This is a genomic window from Sulfitobacter sediminilitoris, assembly GCF_010667575.1.
Classification (GTDB): Bacteria; Pseudomonadota; Alphaproteobacteria; order Rhodobacterales; family Rhodobacteraceae; genus Sulfitobacter; species Sulfitobacter sediminilitoris.
The window spans coordinates 130,658-155,091 of the sequence record NZ_JAABNT010000005.1; the positions used below are offsets into that span (position 1 = coordinate 130,658).

The following is a 24,434-nucleotide window of genomic DNA, read 5'->3' on the forward strand; positions in this document are numbered from 1 at the left end:
GCCGCATGCTAGGTTTTGCGGCATGGCTTACCCGCACCCCAACATAGGCGATAATCGCCCTGTCATTCGACAACTGGACGAGGCCGCGATCAACCGGATTGCGGCGGGCGAAGTGGTCGAGCGGCCAGCCTCGGCAGTCAAGGAACTGGTCGAGAACGCCATCGACGCCGGTGCGCGGCGTATCACGGTGGAATACGCGGATGGCGGCAAGACCCTGATCCGGGTGACGGATGATGGCTGTGGCATCGCGCCGGATGATTTGCCGCTTGCCCTGTCACGGCACGCGACCTCCAAGATCGACGGCACGGACCTGCTGAACATTCACACCTTCGGTTTTCGCGGTGAAGCTTTGCCGTCTTTGGGGGCGGTGGGACGACTGACCATTGCCAGTCGCTGCGCGGGGCAGGGCGGGGCAGAGATTATCGTCAGCGGCGGCAAGGCCGAAGCGGTACGGCCCGCCGCGCTGAATGGCGGAACGGTCGTCAGCCTGCGTGATCTGTTCTATGCGACGCCTGCGCGGCTGAAGTTCCTGCGCACGGACCGGGCCGAGGCGCAGGCGATCGGCGACGTCATCAAGCGGCTGGCCATGGCCGAACCTTTCGTCAGTTTCACGCTGCGCGATGTCTCGGGTGACGGTCCGGGGCGTGAGGTGTTTGGCGTCGGTGCCGAACAGGGCGATCTCTTTGATGCGCTGCATGGCCGTCTGGCGCAGGTACTGGGCCGCGAGTTTGCCGAGAACGCCCTGGCCATCGACGCCACGCGCGAGGGGCTTCATCTGACCGGTTTTGCGGCCTTGCCCACCTATTCGCGGGGCTCTGCCGTGGCGCAGTACCTTTTCGTCAATGGGCGTCCGGTTCGCGACAAGCTGTTGGTCGGCGCGTTGCGCGGTGCATATTTCGATTTCCTCAGCCGGGACCGGCATCCGGCAGCGGCATTGTTTCTGGACTGTGACCCCAATCTGGTGGACGTGAACGTCCATCCGGCGAAATCAGAGGTGCGGTTCCGTGATCCGGGTCTGGCGCGGGGGCTGATCGTTTCGGCCCTGCGCCACGCGCTGGCAGAGGCGGGACACAGAGCATCAACAACGGTGGCGGGCGCGACCCTGGGCGCGATGCGGCCGGAACCTTCCGGCGCAAGGGTCTACCAGATGGACCGCCCCTCGGCCGGGGCACGCACCGCGTCTTATCAGGCGCAATCACCGGGGTTTGCAGAAACGGCGGGCATGTGGGGGCGTGTCGATGTACCGGCGGAGCAGGTCGTTGAGACAAGCGAAGAGCCGCAAGACTATCCATTGGGCACCGCCCGCGGGCAGGTGCATGAGAATTACATCATCGCCCAGACAGCAACGGGGATGGTCATCGTCGATCAGCATGCCGCGCATGAACGGTTGGTGTACGAAAAACTCAAGCGCCAGATGGCAAAGAACGGCGTGGCCGCGCAGGCCCTGCTGATCCCCGAGATCGTGGAGTTGTCAGCCTCAGATTGTGCGCGGCTGCTGGAGCTGGCGGATGAGATGGCCCGCTTTGGGCTGGGAATCGAAGCCTTTGGCGGAAGCGCGATTGCGGTGCGCGAGACACCGGCGATATTGGGTGAGGTGAACGCGCGAGCCCTGCTTTTGGATATTCTGGATGAACTTTCCGATCAGAACGACAGCAACCTTTTGCAGGCCAAGATCGAGGCAATCCTCAGCCGGATCGCCTGTCACGGGTCGATCCGATCAGGCCGCTGGATGCGCGCCGAGGAAATGAACGCGCTTTTGCGCGAGATGGAGGCGACGCCGCATTCGGGGCAGTGTAACCACGGGCGGCCCACTTACGTTGAACTCAAGCTGGCCGATATCGAGCGGCTCTTCGGGCGCACATGATCGAAATCGGCGGCGTGACATATCAACTGAATGATCCCATCGTGATCGCAACGCTTGTCGCGGGGGCGGTCGTGCTGCTGATACTGGTCCTGCTTATCATGGCGGTGCGCGGGGCGGGGCGTTCGGCGCAAATGGTCGCGCCGCTGGGCCAGCAGATGCAAATGCTGGGAGGGCAGGTTCAGCAGTTGGGTGCCAATCAGGCGCAGTTGCAGGGCAGCATTCAGGTGGTCTCGGACACGCAGGCGACTGCGCAGGCGCAGATGATCCAGACCGTTGAGGCGCGGCTGGCGCATGTGCAACAGCAGATGCAGGACCGGCTGGCCGATAATGCGGTGAAATCAGCGCGGTCCTTATCCGAGATGCAAGAGCGGATGAACCAGACGCTGCACGGCACCTCCAAACAGACGACAACCAGTCTGACCCAGTTACAGGAACGGCTGGCGGCCATCGACAAGGCACAGGACAATATCACCAAGCTGAGTGGCGACGTGTTGAGCTTGCAGGACATTCTGAGCAACAAGCAGACGCGCGGGTCCTTCGGTGAAATCCAGTTGCACGATATCGTGTCAAAAGCGCTGCCCGCGAACAGCTATTCGCTGCAATCCACCTTGAGCAATGGCAAACGGCCGGATTGTCTGATCCACCTGCCGAACCCGCCCGGCCCCATCGTGATCGACAGCAAATTTCCGTTGGAAGCCTACGAGGCGTTACGGCGGGCCGAAACGGAGCATGCTTTGAAAGAAGCGGCGCGGGCGATGCGGATCGCGGTCAGAGCGCACATCGACGCGATTTCTGACAAATACATCATCGAGGGTGAGACGGCAGACGGTGCGCTGATGTTTCTGCCATCCGAAGCCGTCTATGCCGAATTGCACTCGAACTTTGGCGAACTGACGCGATACGGATTTGAAAAGCGGGTGTGGATCGTATCCCCGACAACCTGCATGGCAACATTGAACACCATGCGCGCCATCCTCAAGGACGCGCGGATGCGTGAGCAGGCAGGCGCCATCCGCAAGGAATTGAGCGCCCTGCACGGGGACGTTGAGCGGATGGTCACAAGGGTGGGCAATCTGGATCGCCACTTTGGACAGGCCCGCAAGGATGTGGACGAGATCATGATCTCGTCCGAGAAAGCAGCAAAGCGTGCCGGACGTCTGCACAACTTTGATTTCGAGGAACTGGAGGCGGACAAAGCGACCTCGACGGTCGTGCCTTTGACCAAGCCGGAGGGCTGAAACGGTCCCCCCGTTGGCGAGATGGGACCGTCCTTCGTATTTAGATCCGCACGAGTTTCTGGACCACTTTCGGCAGGAACCCTTTGAACTTCAGGGGGGCTTCGGTCACGGCAAGGCAGATGCAGTCTTCGCCAATGTCCGCGACGGGCGTATGTGACACGGACCCATCCGCAACCTCGATATCACCACGGGCAAAGCGGTCATCCTCGTCTTGAAATGCGCCTTTCAGGACCAGCGTCATTTCGGTGCCCTCGTGGCTGTGATCCGGAATGGCGACGCCCGCAGGGATCATCAAAAGCCGTGCCGAGGCGGTATCCGATGTCGACAGGATCGCCTGTTTTACGCCCATGCCAACAGGGCGCCAGCGCACCGCATCAAGATCGCCGCCGATGTAGTTCTGGACAGGCGCAGGCAATGTGCCGGGCCGCGGCGTACTGCGGGGTTCACGCGTTACAGTATCGAGACGCGCGAGTGTCTGCGCGAGACTGTCGGCTGACACATCGGCGACTTCGGTATTGTCGATGATTGCACCGCCAATGCTGTCGTAGCTTTCGACAACGGCGCGGCATTCGTCGCACAGCGACACATGCGCTGCAACGATCAGATTAAACGCTTCGGGCAGGTTGCCTGCGGCGTAGGCCAAAAGCGTGTCGTCTTGGAGATGATGTTTGATATTCATGTCAGGTCGTCACTTCATAAGATGGCGCAGGCGGTCCAGCGCCAGTCGGATACGGGATTTGATCGTGCCTAGGGGCAGACCGGTGAGGCTGGCAATCTCGGATTGGGTGAGATCACCGAAGTAGGCTTTTTCAATAAGGTCGCGCTGTTGCGCAGGCAGGGTCTTGAGCGCCTCTGTCAGCAAGACGCTGTCCTGCTGCAACGCAATGACGTCAGCCTGATCAGGCTCGGGCTCCGGGCCCCAGGGCAGTTCTTCCGGTTCTGGCCGGTTCTGGCGGCGCAACATGTCAATGCGGCGGTTTCGGGCGATGGTGAAAATCCAAGTCGCAACCGAAGCGCGGGTCGGGTCGAACTGGTCTGCCTTGCGCCAGAGCGTCGTCATGACGTCCTGCGCACATTCCTCTGCCATCGTGGCATCGGCACCGGATTTGATCAGAAACCCTTTGATACGTGGCGCGAAATGCGTGAACAGATCACTGAATGCGGCGCGGTCCTGATGATCCCGGACACGCTGCATCAGCGCAACCCAGTCAGGGTCTGATCCAGACAACGTTTTTTGGATTGGTCTTTGCTTATCCATCGCAATATTGAGAACAATACTTTCGCTGCCAACACGGTTTCGTGTCGGTCTGATCGAGCTTTCGCGTGATTGTATCTCAGTTAGCATAAAGATGTTACGAGGCAAATTTCGCACTGGATCAAAATTTCTTTGAGCCTTTTTTAAATCTGGCCTCGTGGTTGCATCGTATTACCTCCACAAGGAAGTAAATCTACAGGACCCTAAGCCCCTATGCCCTTCGAAGAACCGACCCTCGCACCGCGAGGCAACATCATGCGCCGCAACATTGCCGTCATTGGCGCAGGCATTTCCGGAATGGGCGCCGCCCACAAACTCGCAAGCAATCATGCCGTTACGCTATTCGAAGCTGGCAAACGGATTGGTGGTCATGCCCGCACGGTGATTGCCGGCAAGAACGCTGATCAGCCTGTGGATACCGGGTTCATTGTCTTCAACTACGCCAACTATCCCCATCTGGCCGAATTGTTCAAAGAGCTGGATGTGCCGGTGGTCAAATCCAACATGAGCTTTGGTGCGTCAATTGACGGAGGGCGGCTGGAATATGCGCTGCACGACGCCGATGCGTTTTTTGCTCAGCGTAAGAACGCGCTGAACCCGGCCTTTGTGCGGATGCTGCGCGACATCTTCAAATTCAACAAAAATGCGCTGAAGGTTGCAGAGGACAAGTCTCTGACGATTGCCGAATTCCTCGATGTGCTGGGGACGGGGCGGTATTTTCGCGACTACTATCTGTCGCCGCTCTCTGGCGCGATCTGGTCAACGCCCACGGAAAAGATCATGGATTTCCCGGCCCATGCGATGGTGCAGTTCTTTGAGAACCACGCCCTGCTGAATTATTCGGGCCAGCATCAGTGGTATACTGTGAAAGGCGGCTCTCAGTCGTATGTCACCCGGCTTGAGGCGGCGATGGTGCGCAATGGCGTTGATATTCGTTTGAACGCTGCGGTGCAGGGCGTGCGCCGGACCGCGCTGGGCGTTGAGATCAAGACATGGGGTGGTGAGTGGGAAAGCTTTGACGAAGTTGTGTTCGCCACCCATTCCGACGACAGCCTTGCCATGCTGACAGACGCGGATTCGGTCGAGAAAAAAGCACTGGGTGCCATCAAGTACCAACCCAATGATATCACGCTTCATGCGGATACGCGGATGATGCCGAAACGGCGCAAAACGTGGGCGTCTTGGGTGTATACCGAAGATCGCGATGCCGCGACTGATCGCATTGACCTGACCTATTGGATGAATTCGCTTCAGCCCATTCCGATGGATGACATGCATTTTGTCACGCTCAACACCAAGCGGACAATCCGCGAAGAGCTGATCTATGATCAGGTCACGCTGCGCCACCCGGTCTACGATCTGGCGGCCCTGGCGGCACAGAAGGACGTGGCGGTCCATAACGGCACGCGCAACACGTGGTTCTGCGGTGCGTGGATGCGGCATGGTTTCCACGAGGACGGTTTAGCCAGTGCTGTAAATGTCGTCGAACAGATTGAGGCGGCATGTTCCATGCCGATCGCGGCCGAGTAATGGAAACAATCGATCATATCGCGGGGCATACGTTTCACGGACGCAAGGGCGCCGTGCAAAACGCCTTTCGCTATTCGATCGACTACGTGCTGTGCGATGCGGAAGCGCCGCTGAAGACGCCCAGGTTGTTCGGGCGCAACAAGGCGGGTCTCAGCTCTCTTCAGGATGTGGACCATGGCGGGGCTCCGAAAGAGGGGACAGGCGCCGCTTGGGTGCGGAGGGTGCTATCAGAACATCAGATCACCGGCGTTGATAAGATTGAGCTTCTGGCGCAGCCACGGGTGCTGGGACATGTGTTCAATCCGGTGAGCTTTTGGCTTTGTCGGGATGTGGATGGTGGGCTGATCACGGTTATCGCCGAGGTGACGAACACCTATGGCGACCGCCACTGTTACCTGTGCAATCACTCTGATTTGCGGCCCATCGGCCCCCAGGATCAGCTGCACGCGACAAAGATCTTTCACGTCTCTCCGTTTCAACCGGTCGAAGGCGCCTACACGTTCCGTTTTGACATAAACGACGACCGTGTTGGTGTCTGGATTGACTATACTGCTGGCAACGGCGGCTTGATCGCGACGCTGACGGGCAAGCGCAAGGCGTTGACCAACGGCGGTATCCTGCGGGCCATGCTGCGCCGTCCGTTCGGGGCGCGTCGGGTGCTGGCGCTTATTCACTGGCAGGCGCTGAAGCTATGGTGGAAGGGGGCGACATTCAGACACCGCCCGGAACCTCCGCAAGAAGAAGTCTCCCGTTGAGTTCCGCGTGGGCGCAGCGGCTTCCGGCCTATGCGCTTTTTGCGGCCCTGCTGTCAGCGGCGGGGCTGCCCATATATATTCACGCGCCCAAGTTCTACGTCGATGAGTATAGCGTTTCGCTGGCCGCCTTGGGAGCGGTCCTTTTCGGGTTACGGTTGCTTGACGTAGTGCAAGACCCGCTGCTGGGCCGTCTGTCAGAAAAACTGCGCCATCAGCGTGGTAAGGCAGTGGCGATTGGCGCGGGCATCATGGCGGCAGCAATGATCGGGTTGTTTGCGGTGCAGCCGCCCGTGCATCCCTTGATCTGGTTTGGTGCGATGCTGACGCTTGTATTCTCGGGCTTCAGTTTTCTCACGATCTGTTTTTACGCCCAAGGTGTCGCCAAAGCCGATGCGATGCGTGGCAAAGGGCATCTGTTGCTGGCACGCTGGCGCGAGACAGGTGCGCTGCTGGGTGTTTGCGTAGCTTCGGTCGCGCCTGTGGCGCTGGGCGTGGTAATGGGCGCGCCGTTTGCGGGTTTTGCCATCGGGTTCATGGTGCTGGCGGCGGCATCGGTCCTTGCGATGAAGAGCGAATGGAAAGACACCGGTCTGCCTGCATCGACGGGCTTTGGCACGATCCTGTCTGATCCGTTGGCGCGCAAGCTGCTGCTGATTGCGCTGGTGAATGCGGCCCCCGTTGCGGTCAGCTCAACATTGTTTCTCTTTTATGTCGAAATCGCATTGGAGGCACCTGGATGGGAAGGGCCGCTTTTGCTGCTGTTCTTTTTGTCTGCTGCCGGTGCGGCGCCGTTCTGGGGCATGTTGGCCGAACGCTTTGGTGGCAAGCCTGTGCTGCTCTGCGCCATGGTCCTTGGCATCCTTGCTTTTGGCGGCGCGCTTTTTCTGGGACCGGGGGATCAATGGCTTTTCGCAGTGGTCTGTCTGGCATCGGGTGCGGTGCTGGGGGCGGACCTGACGTTGTTGCCCGCCATGTTCGCCACCCGCATGGCGAAAATCTCACCGTCTGCTGCCGAAGGCTTTGGGCTGTGGTCATTTGTTTCAAAGTTCACGTTGGCTTTGGCGGCAGTCGCACTACTTCCCCTACTTGAAAGCACAGGACTGCAAACCGGATCACAGGAGAGCCCGCCCGAAGCGGTGCGCCTGCTGATCCTTCTTTATGCTGGCGTACCCTGTGCATTGAAACTGATTGCAATCGTGCTCTTGAGCAGCATCAAAGGAATGGAGGACGCATGATGGAAACAGTGATCTTGATCTTGTTGGGCGTCCTGATCACGGGTGGTCTGGTGGTCCTGCGCCGCCGCTATGCGGAATTTTATGGGCAGTCGATTGAAGACTATGCGGACGGCTTTCCGACATTCGACATCCAGCAGCATCTGAATGGCAAGATGGTCTGCGAAGGCGTCATCTTTGGGCCACTGGGGCGGGTGACCAGCACCTTTGTTGCGGATTTCGATATCTCTTGGGAGGACGGTCGCGGTGTGATGGATGAGCTGTTTCGATACAACGATGGATCGACTCAGGAGCGCCAGTGGATCATCACGATGGGTAAAGATGGATCGTTCTCGACCGAGGCTGAGGATGTGCCGGGTGGTGGAAAAGGGGCGCAGGCCGGGCCGGCCGTGCAGATGCTTTATTCGATCAAGCTGCCTGAAAGTGCGGGCGGTTACGTGCTGAAAACAGTGGACTGGATGTATCTGACGCCCGACGGGGTCATTGTGAATCGCAGCCAGTTCCGCAAATTCGGATTCAGGGTGGCAGAGCTTGTTGCCACGATCCGCCCCAGGGAGGCTGCATGAAAAACTGGCAATCCAAACGCTACTGGCTTGTCGGGGCCAGCGACGGTCTGGGTGCGGCACTAGCCCACAAGCTGAGCCGGGCGGGCGCGGAAGTCATCGTCTCGGCCCGGTCAGAGGACAAGCTGAAGGCGCTGGTGGATGAATTACCGGGCAAGGCAAGCTACCAGACGGTTGATGTCTCTGACAACGACAGCGTGATCGAAGCGGCAAAGGCCGTGGGCGACGTTGACGGAGTTGTTTTCCTTGCCGGTGTCTATTGGCCGTTCGGTGCCAAGGAATGGGATGCGGACCAGGCCAATGCCATGGCCGACATCAATTTCACCGGTGTCATGCGGGTCATGGGGCAAGTGGTGCCAATGATGGTCGCGCGCGACAAAGGTCACATCGTCATCACCTCAAGCCTTACGGGGTTCCGCGGCTTGCCCGGCTCCATTGGCTATACCGCGTCCAAGGCGGGCACGATGTCTCTGGCCGAATGCATGTATGCAGACCTGCGCAAAACCGGCGTGCAGGTGCAGGTCATCAATCCGGGCTTCATCAAGACGCAGTTGACCGACAAGAACGATTTCAAGATGCCCTTTCTGATGGAGCCGGATGACGCCGCACAGGCCGTGTTCGAGCACATGAGCACGGACAAGTTCAAAAAGAGCTTCCCTTGGGCATTCTCGCTGGTCTTCCGGCTGAGCCAGTTTCTGCCGGACTCACTTTATTATCGGATATTCAGCTAGGCCCGACCGCCTGCACGTGCTGCGCGAACAGGGCTTCTGCCCTTGCCCAGACACCCTGCGGATCAGTCTGAAGTTCTGCAAGCGTCGGAAATAGTTGCCCTGCGTAATCTTGCGAGCTTTCCAGTGGCAGCATGGAGGGCAGGTTGTCGATCGCCATCACATCCATAGGCGGAGTTTCGAAGACCCGGAGTGCAGGAGCCTCCCATGTGGTCGCGCGGTCATAAACGGGGACCGGGTTGAAATCACTGTCTGGATCGCAGGCGATGTCACCGATCACGGTCAGTTTGCGTTGTGCTTTCAGGGCTGTCCTGGGGACGAACATGGGCGTTTCAGGCCCGGCGAGGATACAGTTGAGAAATATCTCGTGATCGAGGATTTCTGGGAAGGGGCCACCATGGGCCGTTTCTGCCATGTCCCAGCCCGTCACCGGGACATCCATCGCGCGGCACAGGTCCGCCGCACCCGTCCCCACCCGTCCAAGCGCACCGATGATCAGTGCTGTCGGGCGTGCGGTGCCAGTATCACGCAGTTCATCGGCCAGTGCGGATTTCAGCGCTTGGGCATTCGCGTAGGGCGCGACCGGTCCCGCAATTCCGCCGTGCTGCTGTGCGGCCCAGCATTTCAGCGCGACCGCTGCCCCGGCAAAGCCTGCCCAGTATCCAAAGGCGGCGACCCGACGGCCAGTGTCGTCGGTCAGGTACTCCAGATCAAGCAGTGTTCCCCCGCCCGCCTTGAAGCGTTTCAGCAAGGTCTGCCCTGATGACTGACCCTTGAAGGCGTGCCCGAACATGATGTGACGATGCCGCAAAGGGGTGCCATCGTCGGGCAGTTCCTTGAGGCCAAAGATGATTGCGTCCTCAGGGGCATCCGGCCAGCTATGCGCAGGCACTATCGCGCAGCCCGTTGCCGCGAAGTCTTTTGTAGGGATGACCCGTGTCTCGGAGTCCTCAACGGACACGTCGAACCCTGCATCCAGCAATGTCTTAACACCCTCTGGCGTGATGCCGACGCGGGTTTCATTGTCGCGCTGTTCGGCGCGGACCCAAAGGTGTGGCGCGCTCATAGCATGCCCTTGGTGCGAACAGCCTTGACGCTGTCGCGCGCTTCCATGCGGGACAGGAATGCGTCAATCTTTGGGTAATCCGCTGGATCGACACCATCCCCGGCAAGCCAGTTGCAGACGACGAACAGGTAAGGGTCCGCGAGCGACAGCGTTTCTCCGGTAACACAGTCGCCGCGCAGGCAATGTGATTGCACGTAATCGGCGCAAGCGGACATCGTTTCCGGCACCTTGGCGGTCATGTCGTCCCAGCTTGACTGCTGGTCCGCCCAGCGGCTGCCGCGCATCTTGTGGGCATGGGCGACATGCATGGTCGAGGCCAGGTAATACATCACGCCGCGCATGTGGGCGGCATCGGTGGGCTGTTGCGGCACCAGGCTCGCGTCAGGCTTCAACGCCGCGATGTATTCCAGCAGTGCGCCCGTTTCGGTCAGGATCGTACCGTCATCCAGCACCAGCGTCGGCACCCGGCCTTTGGGGTTCAGGCCAAGATAATCAGGCTTGGTCTGTTCGGCGTCGGCAAAGCTGACCTTGACCGGCTCATACTGCAGTCCGGCCTCTTCAAGCGTGATGGCGACGACGATCGAAATGGTGCCGCGTGCGTAATAGAGCTTCATGGTGCGAATACCTTTTAAATATGTGTTTGAGCTTGTCTGCGGTCCGGTTTGTCCAGATGCGGGACCGCGTTGAAAAGGACCGGCGACCAATGTCCGCCGATGGGAAACAGCCGGTGCATCGACGTGTGCATGATCGCAAGTGCCATGCGTGCCTGCGCCGGGATATCAAGGGTCATGGCCTGTGCCATGGCCATCGCGATCAGTCCACCTGAGGTCACGACGAGGGCCGGACCGGGCTTCGCGGCAATCTCCTGCAAGGCGTCTTCGACGCGGGTGTGAAACTGGTCCCATGTTTCCGGGGTGCCTTCGATCTTGCCAGACCGCCAGTAATTGAAGACCAGCGGCAGGTGACTTGCGAACGCCCCCTGTTCAGAAGGAAAGCCGATGCCGTGCTGCTCTTCCAGCAAGGAGGCGAGGGTAAAATACTCAAGCTCGTTCAGGCGTTCATCGCGCACCGGCTCTATCTGCATGTCCATGCCGTTCGCCGTCTCAATATGCCGCGTCAGGGTGCCGGTGAACAGGCGGCTATGATGGTTGGCCGTATCGCGCAGGTAGTGACCCAGCCATGCAGCCTGCTGGTGGCCCAGATCGCTCAGCTTGTCATAGCTTGCCTCGTCCGTGGCTGTGGAATTGGCCTGACCATGGCGGATGAGCGTGATGTGGGACATGTGCGCCTGCTTTCTTTTGTTGCAGACTAGATAGGCCAGCCCGGTCAAAGGGGAAAGCGCGGGATTGGACTTTTTCCGGCTCTGCAGGAAAGCCTGCCGTCTATCGGAAACACGGCTTGGCGTAAAACCGGGGCAGGGTGTCGGGATTGGGCCTCCTGCGGCAGTCGCGGAATCGCTATAGGATAGGGAACGCGCTGAAGGAGTAGGGCCATGGCGGACAAGATCACATTCACGCTCGACGGGGAGAAGGTCGAGGCGGAGAAGGGTCTGACCATTTGGGAGGTCGCCAATGGGCGCGGCCTGAAGATCCCGCATCTGTGCCACAAGCCTGCGCCGGGGTACCGCCCTGACGGCAACTGCCGCGCCTGCATGGTCCAGATCGAGGGCGAGCGCACGCTGGCTGCCTCCTGCATCCGTGAACCCAGCGACGGTATGGTGGTCACGACCAACAACGCGCGGGCCGAAAACGCCCGCAAGATGGTGATCGAACTGCTGATGGCGGATCACCCCCAGAAAGAGGACGCCCACGACCGCTCAAGCCACATGTGGGACATGGCGGCGATGAACGGGATCGAGGAAAGCCGTTTTCCCAAGCTGGAAGAGGGCCACATCCCGCTTTTGGATGACAGCCATGTCGCCATGCGCGTCAATCTGGATGCCTGCATCCAGTGCGGCCTGTGCGTGCGTGCCTGCCGCGAGGTTCAGGTCAATGACGTGATCGGCATGTCGGGCCGGGGGCATGACAGTTGGCCAACGTTCGACATGGCCGATCCGATGGGCGACAGCACCTGCGTGGCTTGCGGCGAATGTGTGCAGGCCTGCCCGACCGGCGCACTGATGCCTGCAACGGTTCTGGATGCGGAGCAGCGCGGAGACAGCGCTGATTTCGATAAGGAAGTCGAAAGCATCTGCCCTTTCTGCGGCGTCGGTTGTCAGGTCTCTCTCAAGGTCAAGGACGGCAAGGTCAAATACGTGGACGGGATCAACGGCCCCGCAAACGAAGGACGTCTGTGCGTAAAGGGCCGGTTTGGGTTTGACTACATTCACCACGAACACCGCCTGACCAAGCCGCTGATCCGCCGTGACGACGCGCCGGCCAAGGGGCTGAACGTCGATCCCGGCAATTGGCAGACGCATTTCCGCGAGGCAGAGTGGGACGAGGCGCTGGATTTCGCGGCCAAAGGGCTCAAGGACATCGGCGGCACCGGCGTTGCCGGTTTCGGGTCGGCAAAATGCACGAATGAGGAAGCCTATCTGTTCCAAAAGCTGATCCGGCAGGGGTTCGGCCATAACAACGTCGATCACTGTACGCGGCTGTGCCACGCCTCATCGGTCGCTGCTTTGATGGAAAACGTCGGATCGGGCGCGGTAACGGCGACCTTTAATCAGATCGAGAATGCCGATGTGGCCATCGCCATCGGCTGCAATCCGATTGAAAACCACCCCGTCGCGGCGACCTATTTCAAGCAGTTCACCAAGCGCGGCGGCAAGCTGATCGTGATGGACCCGCGCGGGCAGGCGCTCAAGCGGTTCTCAAGCCACATGCTGCAATTCCGTCCCGGTACGGATGTGTCGATGCTGAATGCGATCATGAATGTGATCGTGGAAGAAGAGCTCTACGATCAACAGTACATCGAGGCCTACACCGAGAACTGGGAGGCCGAGAAAGAACACCTGCGCGACTTCACACCCGAAGCGATGGCGGAGGTTTGCGGGATCGAGGCGGAAACCCTGCGGGATGTTGCGCGGACCTTTGCCGGGGCCAATGCGGCGATGATCTTTTGGGGCATGGGTGTCAGCCAGCACATCCACGGCACGGACAATTCGCGCTGCCTGATTTCGCTTGCCTTGATGACAGGGCAGGTCGGCCGCCCCGGTGCCGGTCTGCACCCCTTGCGGGGGCAGAACAATGTGCAGGGTGCCTCTGATGCCGGGCTCATTCCGATGTTCCTGCCGGATTATCAGTCGGTGATGAACGATGGCGTGCGCTCCGCCTTTACCGAGGTCTGGGGATCGGAGGATTTCTCGAACCAGAAGGGCCTCACGGTGACCGAGATCATGGATGCGGTGCATGACGGCGACATTCGCGGCATGTACGTGCTGGGTGAAAACCCGGCGATGTCCGACCCCGATGTGGAACACGCACGCGATGCTTTGGCAAAGCTGGATCATCTGGTCGTGCAGGACATCTTTATCACCGAGACCGCGAATTTCGCTGATGTGATCCTGCCCGCGAGCGCCTTTGCCGAGAAGTCGGGTACAGTCACCAACACCAACCGTCAGGTACAGATGGGCCGCCCCGCCGTGCCGCCACCCGGTGAGGCGAAAGAGGATTGGTGGATCGAGGTAGAACTGGCCAAGCGCCTGGGTCTGGGCTGGGATTATGCCGGGCCAGCGGATGTGTTCGCCGAGATGAAGCTGAACATGAATTCGCTGAACAACATCACGTGGGAACGGCTGGAGCGGGAGAATGCGGTAACCTATCCGTCGCTGTCGCCAGAGGATCCGGGGCAGGCGATTGTGTTTGCCGATGGGTTTCCGCGCCCCGATGGGCGCGCGCGGTTCACGCCTGCGTCGATCATCGCGCCGGACGATGTGCCGGATCAGGAGTATCCGATGATCCTGACCACCGGTCGTCAGCTTGAGCATTGGCACACCGGGTCGATGACGCGCCGTGCGACGGTACTGGACGGGTTGGAGCCGGAGGCGAATTGTTCGCTCCATCCTTTGACGTTGCGCAAGCTGGGTGTAGCACCCGGAGAGCACGTGCGCCTGACGACCAAGCGCGGATCGATCGAGATCATGGCGCGGGAGGATCGCGCGGTGTCGCCGGATATGGTGTTCCTGCCTTTCGCCTATGTGGAGGCGGCGGCAAACATCCTGACCAATCCGGCCGTGGACCCATATGGCAAGATCCCGGAGTTCAAGTTTTCCGCAGTGCGGGTCGAGGCGGCCGCGCAAGATATCGCCGCGGAGTGATCCGATTGTGCGGGCCTTGCCCGCATGCCATTCTATTCTTGCTGATGAGGGGGCTAGCCCCCTCAAACTCCCCCGAATTGTAGGGGAAAGATGAAGGGACTGGCCGCGTGAAAGTATCATCTGAGCGATTTTTGCGGGATCTGCATGAATTGCGATCCTTCGGTGCATCCGGGATCGGCAAAGGCGTTGTCCGGCCCGCCTTTTCCGACGCGGATATCGCGGCGCGAAAATGGCTCGTCGGGCGGTTTACCGATGCCGGGCTGACACCCGCAGTGGATGCCATGGGCAATGTCTTTGGACTGGCAGATGGCCCGTCGTTGCTGATGGGCTCGCATTCGGACAGCCAGCCCGAGGGGGGATGGCTGGATGGGGCGCTGGGCGTGATCGCGGCACTGGAAGTGGCCCGCGTGGCGAAGGAAACCGGGGGTCCGGCGATTTCAGTGGTGTCGTTTCAGGATGAAGAGGGCCGGTTTGGCGGGCTGACAGGATCATCGGTCTGGAGCGGCTATTCTGACCTTGCCGAGGTGGACGCGGTTGCGGACTATGATGGTGTGACGTTGAAGGACGCCCGATCGGGCATCGCGGATATGGTGACCGGGGAGATTGATCCGGGTCAGTTCAAAGGCTTTGTCGAATTGCATATCGAGCAGGGTCTGACCTTGGACGCGGCGGACGAGCAGATTGGCGTGGTGACCGAGATCGTGGGAACCCGCGAGATTCCGATCACCTTCACCGGTCAGCAAAACCATGCGGGCACCACACAGATGCATCTGCGGCGCGATGCGTTTCAGGGGGTGTCGGCATTCAACACGCTGTTGAACGAACGGCTGCGCAACGTGGTGACGCCGACGACCGTCTGGACGATTGGTCATGTGGCGCTGCACCCGAATGCATCGTCAATCGTGCCGGGCAAGGCGTCGTTTTCCATGCAGTGGCGCGATGGGGATGCAGAGCGGCTGCGCAGAATTGAACAGATTGTTCGGGACACGGCTGAAGAAGTGGCTGAGGCGCGCGGGTTGACTGTCTATTTCGGTCCGATGTGGGAATTGGAGCCGACGGCGATGGATGCAAGGTTGCGGGGTGCGTTGGAGCGCGGTGCGGAGGCTGTCGCGCCGGGCCGGTGGCGCAGGATGCCGTCCGGGGCGCTGCATGATGCGACGAACGTCGCACGCTTGATGCCGGTTGCGATGCTGTTCGTACCCTCCATAGGCGGGATCAGCCACGCCTTCGAGGAAGATACGGATGAGGCTGATCTTGTTGCGGGTCTGCAGGTGCTGGCCGAAGCCGTAACTGCCCTAAACGACTGAGCGGCGGAAGGTGATGGAGGTGGGTGCGGCGTATCCGTGATGGGCGGTGCGCCCCACCTCGTGAAACCCCATGGCCTGAAACGCGGCGTGGTTCTCGGTCAGTTCCACGCGGCTTTGCAACTCAAGGACAGGTAATTCGTGTGATCTGGCGCGGAGGGCGGCATGCTCGATCAGACGTCGGGCCAGCCCCTGACCCCGGGCAATCCGGGCCACGCTCAGCTTTCCGATATAGAGGGCGTGAGACATTGGAGTGAATAAACCGCAGGCGGCTGGTGGCGGCCCAAGGGACCAGATTTCGCCTGTTTCTGCATGTGTCTGAAGGGTGTCAAGCGTCAGCCTGTGCATTGAAGATGGGGGATCGACCCTGCCATCCATATAGGCAAAGCTTTCGCGGATCAGCGTCAGGATTTCGCGCAGGGCGGCATCATTAGCTTGATGCCGCCGGAGGCTTAGCGCCATGTGACGTCCCCAAGAAAGATGTATCCGGCACCGTAAATCGTTTTGATCAACTGCGGGTTTTTGGGGTCTTCGCGCAGCTTCGTGCGCAGGCGCGAAATGCGGACGTCCATGGCCCTGTCAAAGCTTTCAGAGGCCGCGCCCCCCAGAGATTCCTGCATTTGCGCGCGGCTGATCAGGCGCTTGGGACTTTCAAGGAAAAGGCGCAGCACTTCGCTTTCCGCGTGGGAAAAGGGGACTTCTTCGCCGTGGTCGTCCTGCAGAACATACCGGTCAAAATGGGCGGTCCAGCCGTTGAAATGGGCCGTATTGCCGCCCTGTGTGGCGGGCTTGGGGCTGCGCAGGCGGGCGCGGATACGGGCAACGACCTCAGCCGGGTCAAAAGGTTTGATGATGTAGTCATCCGCCCCAAGCTCAAGCCCGGTCACCCGGTCCTGAACCTGTGCGCGGCCCGAGATGATGATGACGACAGCCCCCTGCTCCAAGGCAAGGCGATGCACGAGGGTCAGGCCATCGGTGTCCGGCAGGCTGAGGTCCACCAGACAAACGTCCGGTGTGCGCTTGGCGAGAGCCGCCTCAAATGATCGGGCGCGGCCGAAGCTGAGCGTTTCGAACCCGGCCTCTTCCAGCGCGTCGGCCAGCAACGTCCGGATTTCGGGTTCATCGTCCAGAATGGTGACAAGTGGTTTGGTCATTGTGCGGCCACCGAAGAGGGCGTGATCAGGGCAGCCAGATCATGCGCGCCAAAGGGTTTGCGCAATACCGGGGCGCACGCCTGCGCCGCACGGAATAGCGCATGATCGGCGGGCAGCGAGGTCATCAGGAGCAGCGGAAGCTGGTTTCCGACACGCGCAGCCAGATCAAGGCCGGTTGCTTCTCCGACAAGCTGGATATCGGACAGGATCAGCGCGATGTCTGGCAAATCTGCCAGCAGTGCGGTCGCTTCATCCGCGCTGGTCGCTTCGATCACGGAATGACCCAGCTCCATCAGCATATCGCGGACTGCTGCGCGAATGTCTCCGTCGTCTTCGACCAAAAGCACCAGACCGGTCGTGGCGGGAAGGGCGGAACGGAAAGGCAGGCGCAGGATGACTTGCGCCCCGCCTGCAGGTTTGTTGCGCAGACGCAGATCGCCACCTGCGGACTTGGTCATGTCGTAGACCATGGACAGCCCAAGGCCGGACCCTTCAGAACCCTTGGTCGTAAAGAAAGGATCGATGCCGCGATCAAGCGCAGAGGAAGAGAAACCGGGGCCATTGTCGGATACAGCCCATTCGATCCATGTGTCGTTGACACACCGCTGCTGAAGGGTGATCTGCCCCTTTGCGCCGCAGGCATCGCGGGCGTTCAGGATCAGGTTCAGCAGGCTGTCGGTCAGACGCCCCTTGTCCAGAAGAACGGTGGTGTCGGGCATCAGGTCTTCTGTTTGAAGAATGACGTCAGGCGGCAAAGTTGGTGTCGCAAGTGTGGTGAGATCTTCCAAAAGCTGTGCTGTGTCCGTCGCCACAGGACGTAGTTCACGCGGGCCGGTCACATCGGCGATTGAGGTCAGCAACGCACCGCCCCTGCGGGCCGCGGCCAAGGTGCCCTCGATTAGCTCTTTCGCGTCGGCAGTCAGGTCAGGTTGCCGTTTCAGCCGTGATTGCATCCCAAGGATAATCGTCAGCAGGTTCGAAAAATCATGTGCAAGTCCCGAGATCATTTGCGCGGCAAGCTCGCGTTTGCGGGTCTGTTGCAGGGCAACGCGGGTCTGGGTTTCCTGGGTGATGTCCATCGACAGGATATAGACGCCGCATTGGCCATCCGGCGTGAATGCCACGCGGATGCGGCGCGCGCTGGCATCGTCGGTGAACTCAAGAACCGAGGGCGTTCCGGCATACGCGTCTTTGAGCGAAGGTTCGATCCGTCCGAAAGCGGAGGCGCCAAGCGCGTCGCGAATGTTGAGACCGACAATATTGCTCGGTCGTCCGGGGATGACGCTGGACAGACGCCGGTTGGAAAAAGTGTAGTGCCCGCTCGCGTCCACATGGGCGATATGGGCGGGCATCATCTCGGTTGTCAGCCTTGTGCGGGCCTCGCTTTCGGTCAGCTGGCGCTTGGTTTCTTCCAGCGCGGTGATCATGGAGGCCAGTTCCCGGTTGGTGGCGGCCAGTTGCTCGGCATGGGCAAGGACCTGATCCGAGAGCGCATCCGAACGTGCATGCAGCAAGGTTTCCTGCTGTTTGGCCGCCGTGATGTCGGTGTAGACCGTGACCCAACCACCCTGCGGCAAAGGTGAGCCTTCGACACTAATCGTGCGACCGTTTGACCGGGTGCGTTCCATATAGTGCGGCTCAAACGCCAAAGCCGTCTCGATGCGTTCCTGCACGAAAGCGTCGATGTCCTCGACAGGCCCGTATTCGCCGCGACTTGCCAGATGGCGAATGGTTTCCTCGAATGTCGCGCCGGGCGTAACAAGCGCGTCGGGCAGGCTGAACATCTGTTGAAACGGTGCGTTGCACACGACCAGATTGAGACTGGAATCGTAAATCGTCAACGCCTGCGCGATCAGGTTGAGCCCTGCGCTGGTCATCGCCTTGGCCTGTTCATCCGTGATTTGCATGTATCCTCCGTCCATATCGCTAACATCGGGGGCGATGGCGCGCAAAGGAAGATCGGGCGCTGTTACAATTCGTTAGAATTAGGAAAACTTCAGGAAAAAGTTGACGTTCACCTTCTGACAAGCATCCTTAGCGGATGTGAGAATCGCATCAAGCGATCGACCCTGCCCTTTAGAATGGCAGGAATGGGAGGAACGATTTTGGCCACGCCTGAGATGCGCGCCGACGGAGAACAATCCGTTCCGGCGCTTTTGCACCGTAACGCGAAAATATTTGCGAACGCACCTGCGTACCGCGAAAAGGAATATGGCATCTGGCAAAGCTGGACTTGGGCCGAGACGGAAGCCGAGGTTGAAGCTTTGGCGCTGGGCCTGCTGAATCTCGGCGTGAACGAGGGCGATTTTATCGCCATCATCGGGCGCAACCGTCCCTATCTTTACTGGGCGATGATCGCGGCCGAGATGGTGGGCGCCATCCCCGTACCGCTTTATCAGGACGCCAATGCCGAAGAGATGGCCTATGTGCTGGATCACTGCGGCGCGCGCTTTGTCATCGTGGGTGACCAGGAGCAGGTCGACAAGGTGATCGAGGTGCAGGACCAACTGCACCAGTTCGAACACATGATCTACCTCGACCCGCGTGGCTTGCGGAAATATGACCACACGACCCTGCACCAGTATTCCCATGTGCAGGAACAGGGCCGGGCGGCCCATGACGAATACATCAAAGAACTGCGCGCCCGCGAAGCCAAGCTGAACTATGACAGCACCGGGGTGATGCTTTATACTTCGGGTACAACCGGCAAGCCCAAGGGCGTGGTGCTGTCCAACCGGAACATCATCGAGACGGCGAAGTCCTCGTCCGAGTTCGACAACCTGCGCCAGACGGACGACATCCTGGCCTACTTGCCGATGGCATGGGTCGGCGATTTCATCTTTTCCGTCGGCCAGGCGATGTGGACCGGGTTCTGCACGAACTGCCCCGAAAGCGCGGACACCATGGCCGTGGACCTGCGCGAGATCGGGCCAACTTACTACTTCGCGCCACCACGGGTATTTGAGACCCAGCTGACGAACGTCATGATCCGCATGGAGGACGCCAGCCGTTTCAAGAAGTGGCTGTTCGATTACTTCATGGAACACGCCCGCAAGGTGGGGCCAGCCATTCTGGATGGCAAAAACGTCAGCCAGTGGGACCGGTTCAAATACAACCTTGGCGAATTGTTCGTCTACGGCCCTTTGAAGAACACGCTGGGTTTTTCGCGGGTGCGCGTCGGCTATACTGCGGGTGAGGCGATCGGCCCGGAAATCTTTGATTTCTATCGGTCATTGGGGATCAACCTGAAGCAGCTTTACGGTCAGACCGAGGCGACGGTGTTTATCACCGCGCAGCCGGATGGCGAGGTGCGTTCGGATACTGTTGGCGTCACCTGCCCGGGTGTTGAGTTGAAGATTGCGGAGAATGGCGAGGTGTTTTACCGCTCTCCGGGTGTGTTTGTAGAGTATTACAAGAACCCCGAGAGCACCAAGGATACCAAGGACGCCGAGGGCTGGGTCGCGACGGGCGACGCGGGCTTTATCGAGGAAGATACCGGGCATCTGCGGATTATCGACCGGGCCAAGGACGTGGGCCAGATGGCTGACGGGTCTCTGTTCGCGCCGAAGTATGTTGAGAACAAGCTGAAGTTCTTCCCCAATATTCTTGAGGCTGTGGTGTTCGGCAACGCACGCGACGAATGCGCGGCGTTCATCAACATTGACCTGACCGCCGTGGGCAACTGGGCGGAACGGAACAACATCGGATATGCGTCCTATCAGGAACTGGCACGTCATCCGCAGGTCATGGATACGATTCAGAGCCATGTCGAGGATGTGAATGCCTCTGTCGCCGAGGACGAGATGTTGTCCGGGTGTCAGATCCATCGCTTCGTCGTGCTGCACAAGGAACTGGATGCGGACGATGGCGAATTGACGCGGACACGCAAGGTGCGGCGTCGGATCATCGAAGAAAAATATCACGACATCATTACGGCGCTTTATGACGGGTCCAAGACCATCTCGACCGAGACGGAAGTGACGTATGAGGACGGGCGCAAGGGCAGCATCAAGGCAACGCTGGAAATACGTGACGCCAAGGTCGTGCCGGTGGTGACAAAGAAGCTGGCGGCGGAATGATGGTCGCGCGACGCCCGGCTGCGCCGACGCCCCGCCCGCCGTCCCATTGGGATACAGACGGAATTCAGGGAGCCACCTTATGAAGGATACGGCTGATAGCTACGTAACCGAAGACGGCCGCACCATCGGTGGGGTCGTGATGGAGATGAAGAACATCACCCTTCGCTTTGGTGGTGTGGAGGCGATCAAGGATATCTCCTTTGACATCCGCGAAGGTGAAATCCGGGCGATCATCGGGCCGAACGGCGCTGGAAAATCGTCAATGCTGAACGTTATCTCGGGTTTCTATATCCCGCAGGAGGGCGAGGTCTGGTACAAGGGATCGCGCCGCCCGGCGATGAAGCCCTTTCAGGTGGCCCAGCAGGGCATCGCGCGGACGTTCCAGAACATCGCTTTGTTCGAAGGCATGAGCGTTCTGGACAACGTGATGACCGGTCGCTTGACGCATATGAAAACCGGGCTTTTCCAACAGTCACTGTGGAAGGGCAAGGCCGAGGCCGAAGAGATCGAGAACCGGGAAGTCGCTGAAAAAATTATTGATTTCTTGGAAATTCAGGCGATCCGCAAGACGCCTGTGGCGCGTCTGCCTTATGGCTTGAAAAAGCGTGTTGAACTGGCGCGGGCATTGGCTGCGGAGCCGTCAATCCTGTTGCTGGATGAGCCGATGGCGGGAATGAACGTCGAGGAGAAAGAGGACATGAGCCGCTTTATCCTTGATGTGAACGATGAATTCGGCACCACGATCGCGCTGATTGAACACGACATGGGCGTGGTCATGGACCTCTCCGACCGCGTGGTCGTCATGGATTACGGCAAGAAGATCGGGGATGGCACACCGGACGAGGTGCGCAACAATCAGGACGTGATCGACGCCTATCTGGGGGTGGCCCATGATTGATTTTGGGCCAGCATGCGCGATGCACCGGGCGTGCTCCGTCTGGACATCGCCTTCACACCGCAGCGGCGCAGCATTTTCGAGGGTTCCGAGATGAACGAACAACTGGCTTTTACCATCGAGGTTTTCGCAAACGGGCTGATGGCGGGGGTGCTTTATGCGCTGGTCGCCTTGGGTTTTGTCCTGATCTACAAGGCGTCGGGCATCTTCAACTATGCGCAGGGCGTGATGGCCTTGTTCGCGGCGATGACGCTGGTGGGCATTCAGAACGGGCAAGTACCTTTTGCCCATCTGATCAACGCGATTTTCGGCACGGATGTACACAAGTTCGGCTGGTCGGTGCACAGTTTTGCGGCGATCCTGCTGACGGTCATCGTGATGATTGCGCTGGCCTGGGCCGTGCAGAAGTTCGTGTTCAAGCATCTGGTCGGCCAAGAGCCGATCATCCTGTTCATGGCGACAATCGGTCTGGCATACTTCCTTGAAGGGGTTGCGGACCTGATGTGGGGGTCCGAGCTGAAGGCGCTGAACGTCTGTGCGTCAGAAGGCAATTGCCTGCCACAGGGGATGAACGTCTGGCTTGAGGGCACGACCTATGAAGTGCTGGGCTATGGGTTCTTCATCGACAACCTGGATATCGTTGCCTCACTGGTGGCTGCGGTCCTCGTGATCGGACTGGTCATGTTCGCACAGTACACCAAGCAGGGCCGCGCGATGCGCGCCGTGGCCGATGACCATCAGGCGGCGCTGTCCGTTGGTGTGTCGCTGAATTTCATCTGGGTGCTGGTGTGGTCGCTTGCAGGGTTTGTGGCCTTGGTGGCGGGGATCATGTGGGGCGCTAAATCGGGCGTGCAGTTCTCGCTGTCGCTGATTGCCCTCAAGGCGCTGCCGGTGCTGATGCTGGGCGGGTTCACGTCCATTCCGGGGGCCATCGTGGGTGGCCTGATCATCGGTGTGGGTGAGAAACTTTTCGAGTTCCTGATTGGTGCGCCATACCTTGGCGGGGCCACGGAGAACTGGTTTGCCTACATGCTGGCGCTTTTGTTCCTGGTGTTCCGTCCGCAGGGGTTGTTTGGGGAGAAGATCATTGAACGGGTTTGAGCGAGATCTCGAAGGGCAGAAAGACGATCATTTGGGGGCTAGTGATTGGATTTCTGATCAACGCATTTGTTTTCTATCTGCTCATTTTTGCCGGAGGCAATTCACAGACGGATATCGACAGAGGTTGGCTCGTTTTCCTGACAGTGCCGCTACTTGGACTTTGGGGGATAATTCTCATTCTCAGCGGCATGATGCCTATTTGGCGGGACGAAAACCAATGATAGTCCAGGAGTTCGTGTAAATGTTTTACCGTGAAGCAGGCGATTTCAGCACGACTTACGCGCAAGATCAGCAGACCTTTCCGATCAAGTTTGACCGGTATCGCTATTACTTGGTGCTGTTCATCGCGATTGTTGTCGTGCCGTTCATCATCAATGACTATTGGGCGAACAGCCTTTTGCTCCCCTTCCTGATCTACGCGATTGCAGCGATCGGGCTGAACATTCTGGTGGGATATTGCGGGCAGGTGAGCCTTGGCACCGGCGGTTTCATGGCGGTGGGGGCCTACTCCTGCTACAAGTTCATGACCGGTGTGGACATCTGGTGGGGCGGCGAACTGCTGTTCCGGTTGCCGGAGTTCAACATCTTTCTCTCGGTCATCATGGGCGGGGTGATGACGGCGCTGGTGGGCGTTCTTTTTGGCCTGCCATCCTTGCGGATCAAGGGGTTCTATCTGGCGGTGGCAACGCTGGCCGCGCAGTTCTTTCTTGTCTGGCTCTTCAACCGGGTGTCGTGGTTCTACAACTACTCCGCCTCCGGTCAGATCAGTGCGCCAGAGCGCGAGTTTTTCGGCGTCCTGATCACCGGACCCAGCACGCCAGCATGGGCGACCTATCTGTTCTGCCTGTTCTTCACGATTGTCTGCGCGGTGATTGCGCGGAACATGACGCGGGGCGCGTCGGGGCGTAAATGGATGGCGATCCGCGATATGGACATCGCCGCTGAGATCATCGGCGTGAACCCGCTGCGGGCGAAACTGACGGCATTTGCGGTTTCCAGCTTCTTTATCGGCATCTCGGGTGCGTTGTTCTTTTCTGTGTATCTCGGCGCTGTTGAAGTTGGCGAAGCCTTTGGCATCCAGAAGTCATTCCTTGTGCTCTTCATGATCATCATCGGCGGTCTGGGCAGCATCTTTGGTTCTTTTGCGGGGGCTGCGTTCCTTGTACTTTTGCCGGTCGCGCTCAAGGTCGTCGGCGTGGATTGGCTCGGCTGGCCCACCGATATCGTGGCGCATTTGCAGTTGGTGATCGTTGGCGGGCTGATCGTAATCTTCCTGATTGCGGAGCCGCACGGCATCGCGCAGCTGTGGCGTGTTGCCAAAGAGAAATTAAGATTGTGGCCCTTCCCGCACTGACGCGGAGGTCACTGAAGAAAGGCGGGGCAAACCCGTGAAACCAAATCGGATAAAA

At 59.5% G+C, this 24,434-nt stretch carries 22 protein-coding genes; 14 read left to right on the plus strand and 8 right to left on the minus strand.

The genetic code is table 11. From position 1 onward, the window contains the following. Positions 1–22: 22 nt before the first annotated feature. Positions 23–1,864 carry a DNA mismatch repair endonuclease MutL gene (mutL, locus tag GV827_RS10100; RefSeq protein WP_164353685.1) on the plus strand — a complete coding sequence of 614 codons (1,842 nt, stop codon included), beginning with the start codon at positions 23–25 and terminating at the stop codon, positions 1,862–1,864. Continuing rightward, a complete protein-coding gene (locus tag GV827_RS10105; protein WP_164353686.1) occupies positions 1,861–3,102 on the plus strand; it encodes a DNA recombination protein RmuC in 1,242 nt (413 codons plus the stop codon). Before mutL ends, GV827_RS10105 begins: the two co-directional genes overlap by 4 nt. Before the next feature lie 40 nt (positions 3,103–3,142). Here the strand turns inward: GV827_RS10105 and GV827_RS10110 are convergent, their stop codons facing one another. Further along, positions 3,143–3,781, minus strand: a complete 639-nt coding sequence (locus tag GV827_RS10110) for a ChrR family anti-sigma-E factor (RefSeq protein WP_164353687.1) — start codon at positions 3,779–3,781, stop codon at positions 3,143–3,145. Between the two features lie 9 nt (positions 3,782–3,790). Beyond that, positions 3,791–4,297 carry a sigma-70 family RNA polymerase sigma factor gene (locus GV827_RS10115; RefSeq protein ID WP_386331319.1) on the minus strand — a complete coding sequence of 169 codons (507 nt, stop codon included), beginning with the start codon at positions 4,295–4,297 and terminating at the stop codon, positions 3,791–3,793. 273 nt (positions 4,298–4,570) lie between these two features. Between GV827_RS10115 and GV827_RS10120 the strand changes: the two genes are divergently transcribed. From GV827_RS10120 to GV827_RS10140, 5 genes are read left to right on the plus strand one after another with little or no spacing between them, the layout of a single operon-like run. After that, a complete protein-coding gene (locus GV827_RS10120; protein WP_164353689.1) occupies positions 4,571–5,887 on the plus strand; it encodes an NAD(P)/FAD-dependent oxidoreductase in 1,317 nt (438 codons plus the stop codon). Beyond that, complete coding sequence (locus GV827_RS10125; RefSeq protein ID WP_164353690.1) at positions 5,887–6,642, plus strand: DUF1365 domain-containing protein; 756 nt, start codon at positions 5,887–5,889, stop codon at positions 6,640–6,642. Before GV827_RS10120 ends, GV827_RS10125 begins: the two co-directional genes overlap by 1 nt. Beyond that, positions 6,639–7,877 carry an MFS transporter gene (locus GV827_RS10130; protein WP_235930315.1) on the plus strand — a complete coding sequence of 413 codons (1,239 nt, stop codon included), beginning with the start codon at positions 6,639–6,641 and terminating at the stop codon, positions 7,875–7,877. The genes GV827_RS10125 and GV827_RS10130 overlap by 4 nt, the downstream gene beginning before the upstream one ends. Next, complete coding sequence (locus GV827_RS10135) at positions 7,877–8,440, plus strand: DUF3833 family protein (protein WP_164353692.1); 564 nt, start codon at positions 7,877–7,879, stop codon at positions 8,438–8,440. The genes GV827_RS10130 and GV827_RS10135 overlap by 1 nt, the downstream gene beginning before the upstream one ends. Then, on the plus strand, positions 8,437–9,168 hold the full coding sequence (locus GV827_RS10140; RefSeq protein WP_164353693.1) for an SDR family NAD(P)-dependent oxidoreductase: 732 nt from the start codon (positions 8,437–8,439) through the stop codon (positions 9,166–9,168). The genes GV827_RS10135 and GV827_RS10140 overlap by 4 nt, the downstream gene beginning before the upstream one ends. On the opposite strand, the gene GV827_RS10145 is transcribed toward GV827_RS10140, so the two are convergent. From GV827_RS10145 to GV827_RS10155, 3 genes are read right to left on the minus strand one after another with little or no spacing between them, the layout of a single operon-like run. After that, positions 9,161–10,231 (minus strand): saccharopine dehydrogenase, encoded by a 1,071-nt coding sequence (locus GV827_RS10145; RefSeq protein ID WP_164353694.1) that lies wholly within the window; start codon positions 10,229–10,231, stop codon positions 9,161–9,163. The genes GV827_RS10140 and GV827_RS10145 overlap by 8 nt on opposite strands. Further along, positions 10,228–10,845 carry a glutathione S-transferase family protein gene (locus GV827_RS10150; protein WP_164353695.1) on the minus strand — a complete coding sequence of 206 codons (618 nt, stop codon included), beginning with the start codon at positions 10,843–10,845 and terminating at the stop codon, positions 10,228–10,230. Before GV827_RS10150 ends, GV827_RS10145 begins: the two co-directional genes overlap by 4 nt. Before the next feature lie 14 nt (positions 10,846–10,859). Continuing rightward, positions 10,860–11,513 (minus strand): histidine phosphatase family protein, encoded by a 654-nt coding sequence (locus tag GV827_RS10155; protein WP_164353696.1) that lies wholly within the window; start codon positions 11,511–11,513, stop codon positions 10,860–10,862. A 210-nt stretch (positions 11,514–11,723) separates the two neighbouring features. On the opposite strand from GV827_RS10155, the gene fdhF reads away from it, so the two are divergent. Both fdhF and GV827_RS10165 read left to right on the plus strand, forming a co-directional pair. Next, positions 11,724–14,492, plus strand: coding sequence for a formate dehydrogenase subunit alpha (gene fdhF / locus GV827_RS10160; RefSeq protein ID WP_164353697.1), 2,769 nt, complete (start codon positions 11,724–11,726; stop codon positions 14,490–14,492). 107 nt (positions 14,493–14,599) lie between these two features. Next, entirely contained in the window at positions 14,600–15,799 is a 1,200-nt protein-coding gene (locus GV827_RS10165) for a Zn-dependent hydrolase (protein ID WP_164353698.1), read from the plus strand. Here GV827_RS10165 and GV827_RS10170 read toward each other — a convergent pair. The 3 genes from GV827_RS10170 to GV827_RS10180 are packed head-to-tail and all read right to left on the minus strand — an operon-like array spanning position 15,788 to position 18,857. Continuing rightward, complete coding sequence (locus GV827_RS10170) at positions 15,788–16,258, minus strand: GNAT family N-acetyltransferase (RefSeq protein WP_164353699.1); 471 nt, start codon at positions 16,256–16,258, stop codon at positions 15,788–15,790. The two genes, GV827_RS10165 and GV827_RS10170, sit on opposite strands and share 12 nt — an antisense overlap. Next, a complete protein-coding gene (locus tag GV827_RS10175; protein WP_164353700.1) occupies positions 16,249–16,950 on the minus strand; it encodes a response regulator transcription factor in 702 nt (233 codons plus the stop codon). Before GV827_RS10175 ends, GV827_RS10170 begins: the two co-directional genes overlap by 10 nt. Beyond that, complete coding sequence (locus tag GV827_RS10180) at positions 16,947–18,857, minus strand: hybrid sensor histidine kinase/response regulator (RefSeq protein WP_164353701.1); 1,911 nt, start codon at positions 18,855–18,857, stop codon at positions 16,947–16,949. Before GV827_RS10180 ends, GV827_RS10175 begins: the two co-directional genes overlap by 4 nt. A 213-nt stretch (positions 18,858–19,070) precedes the next feature. Here GV827_RS10180 and GV827_RS10185 point away from each other — a divergent pair, with 213 nt between their 5' ends. The 5 genes from GV827_RS10185 (at position 19,071) to GV827_RS10205 (ending at position 24,379) form a co-directional block, all read left to right on the plus strand. Then, positions 19,071–21,029: an AMP-binding protein gene (locus GV827_RS10185; RefSeq protein WP_164353848.1), complete on the plus strand. Its 1,959-nt coding sequence runs from the start codon at positions 19,071–19,073 to the stop codon at positions 21,027–21,029. A gap of 79 nt (positions 21,030–21,108) precedes the next feature. Continuing rightward, positions 21,109–21,927, plus strand: coding sequence for an ABC transporter ATP-binding protein (locus GV827_RS10190; protein WP_164353702.1), 819 nt, complete (start codon positions 21,109–21,111; stop codon positions 21,925–21,927). A 90-nt stretch (positions 21,928–22,017) separates the two neighbouring features. Further along, positions 22,018–23,025: a branched-chain amino acid ABC transporter permease gene (locus GV827_RS10195; RefSeq protein ID WP_164353849.1), complete on the plus strand. Its 1,008-nt coding sequence runs from the start codon at positions 22,018–22,020 to the stop codon at positions 23,023–23,025. Continuing rightward, on the plus strand, positions 23,022–23,246 hold the full coding sequence (locus GV827_RS10200) for a hypothetical protein (RefSeq protein ID WP_164353703.1): 225 nt from the start codon (positions 23,022–23,024) through the stop codon (positions 23,244–23,246). The genes GV827_RS10195 and GV827_RS10200 overlap by 4 nt, the downstream gene beginning before the upstream one ends. 20 nt (positions 23,247–23,266) lie before the next feature. Beyond that, positions 23,267–24,379, plus strand: coding sequence for a branched-chain amino acid ABC transporter permease (locus GV827_RS10205; protein WP_164353704.1), 1,113 nt, complete (start codon positions 23,267–23,269; stop codon positions 24,377–24,379). Positions 24,380–24,434 lie beyond the last annotated feature (55 nt).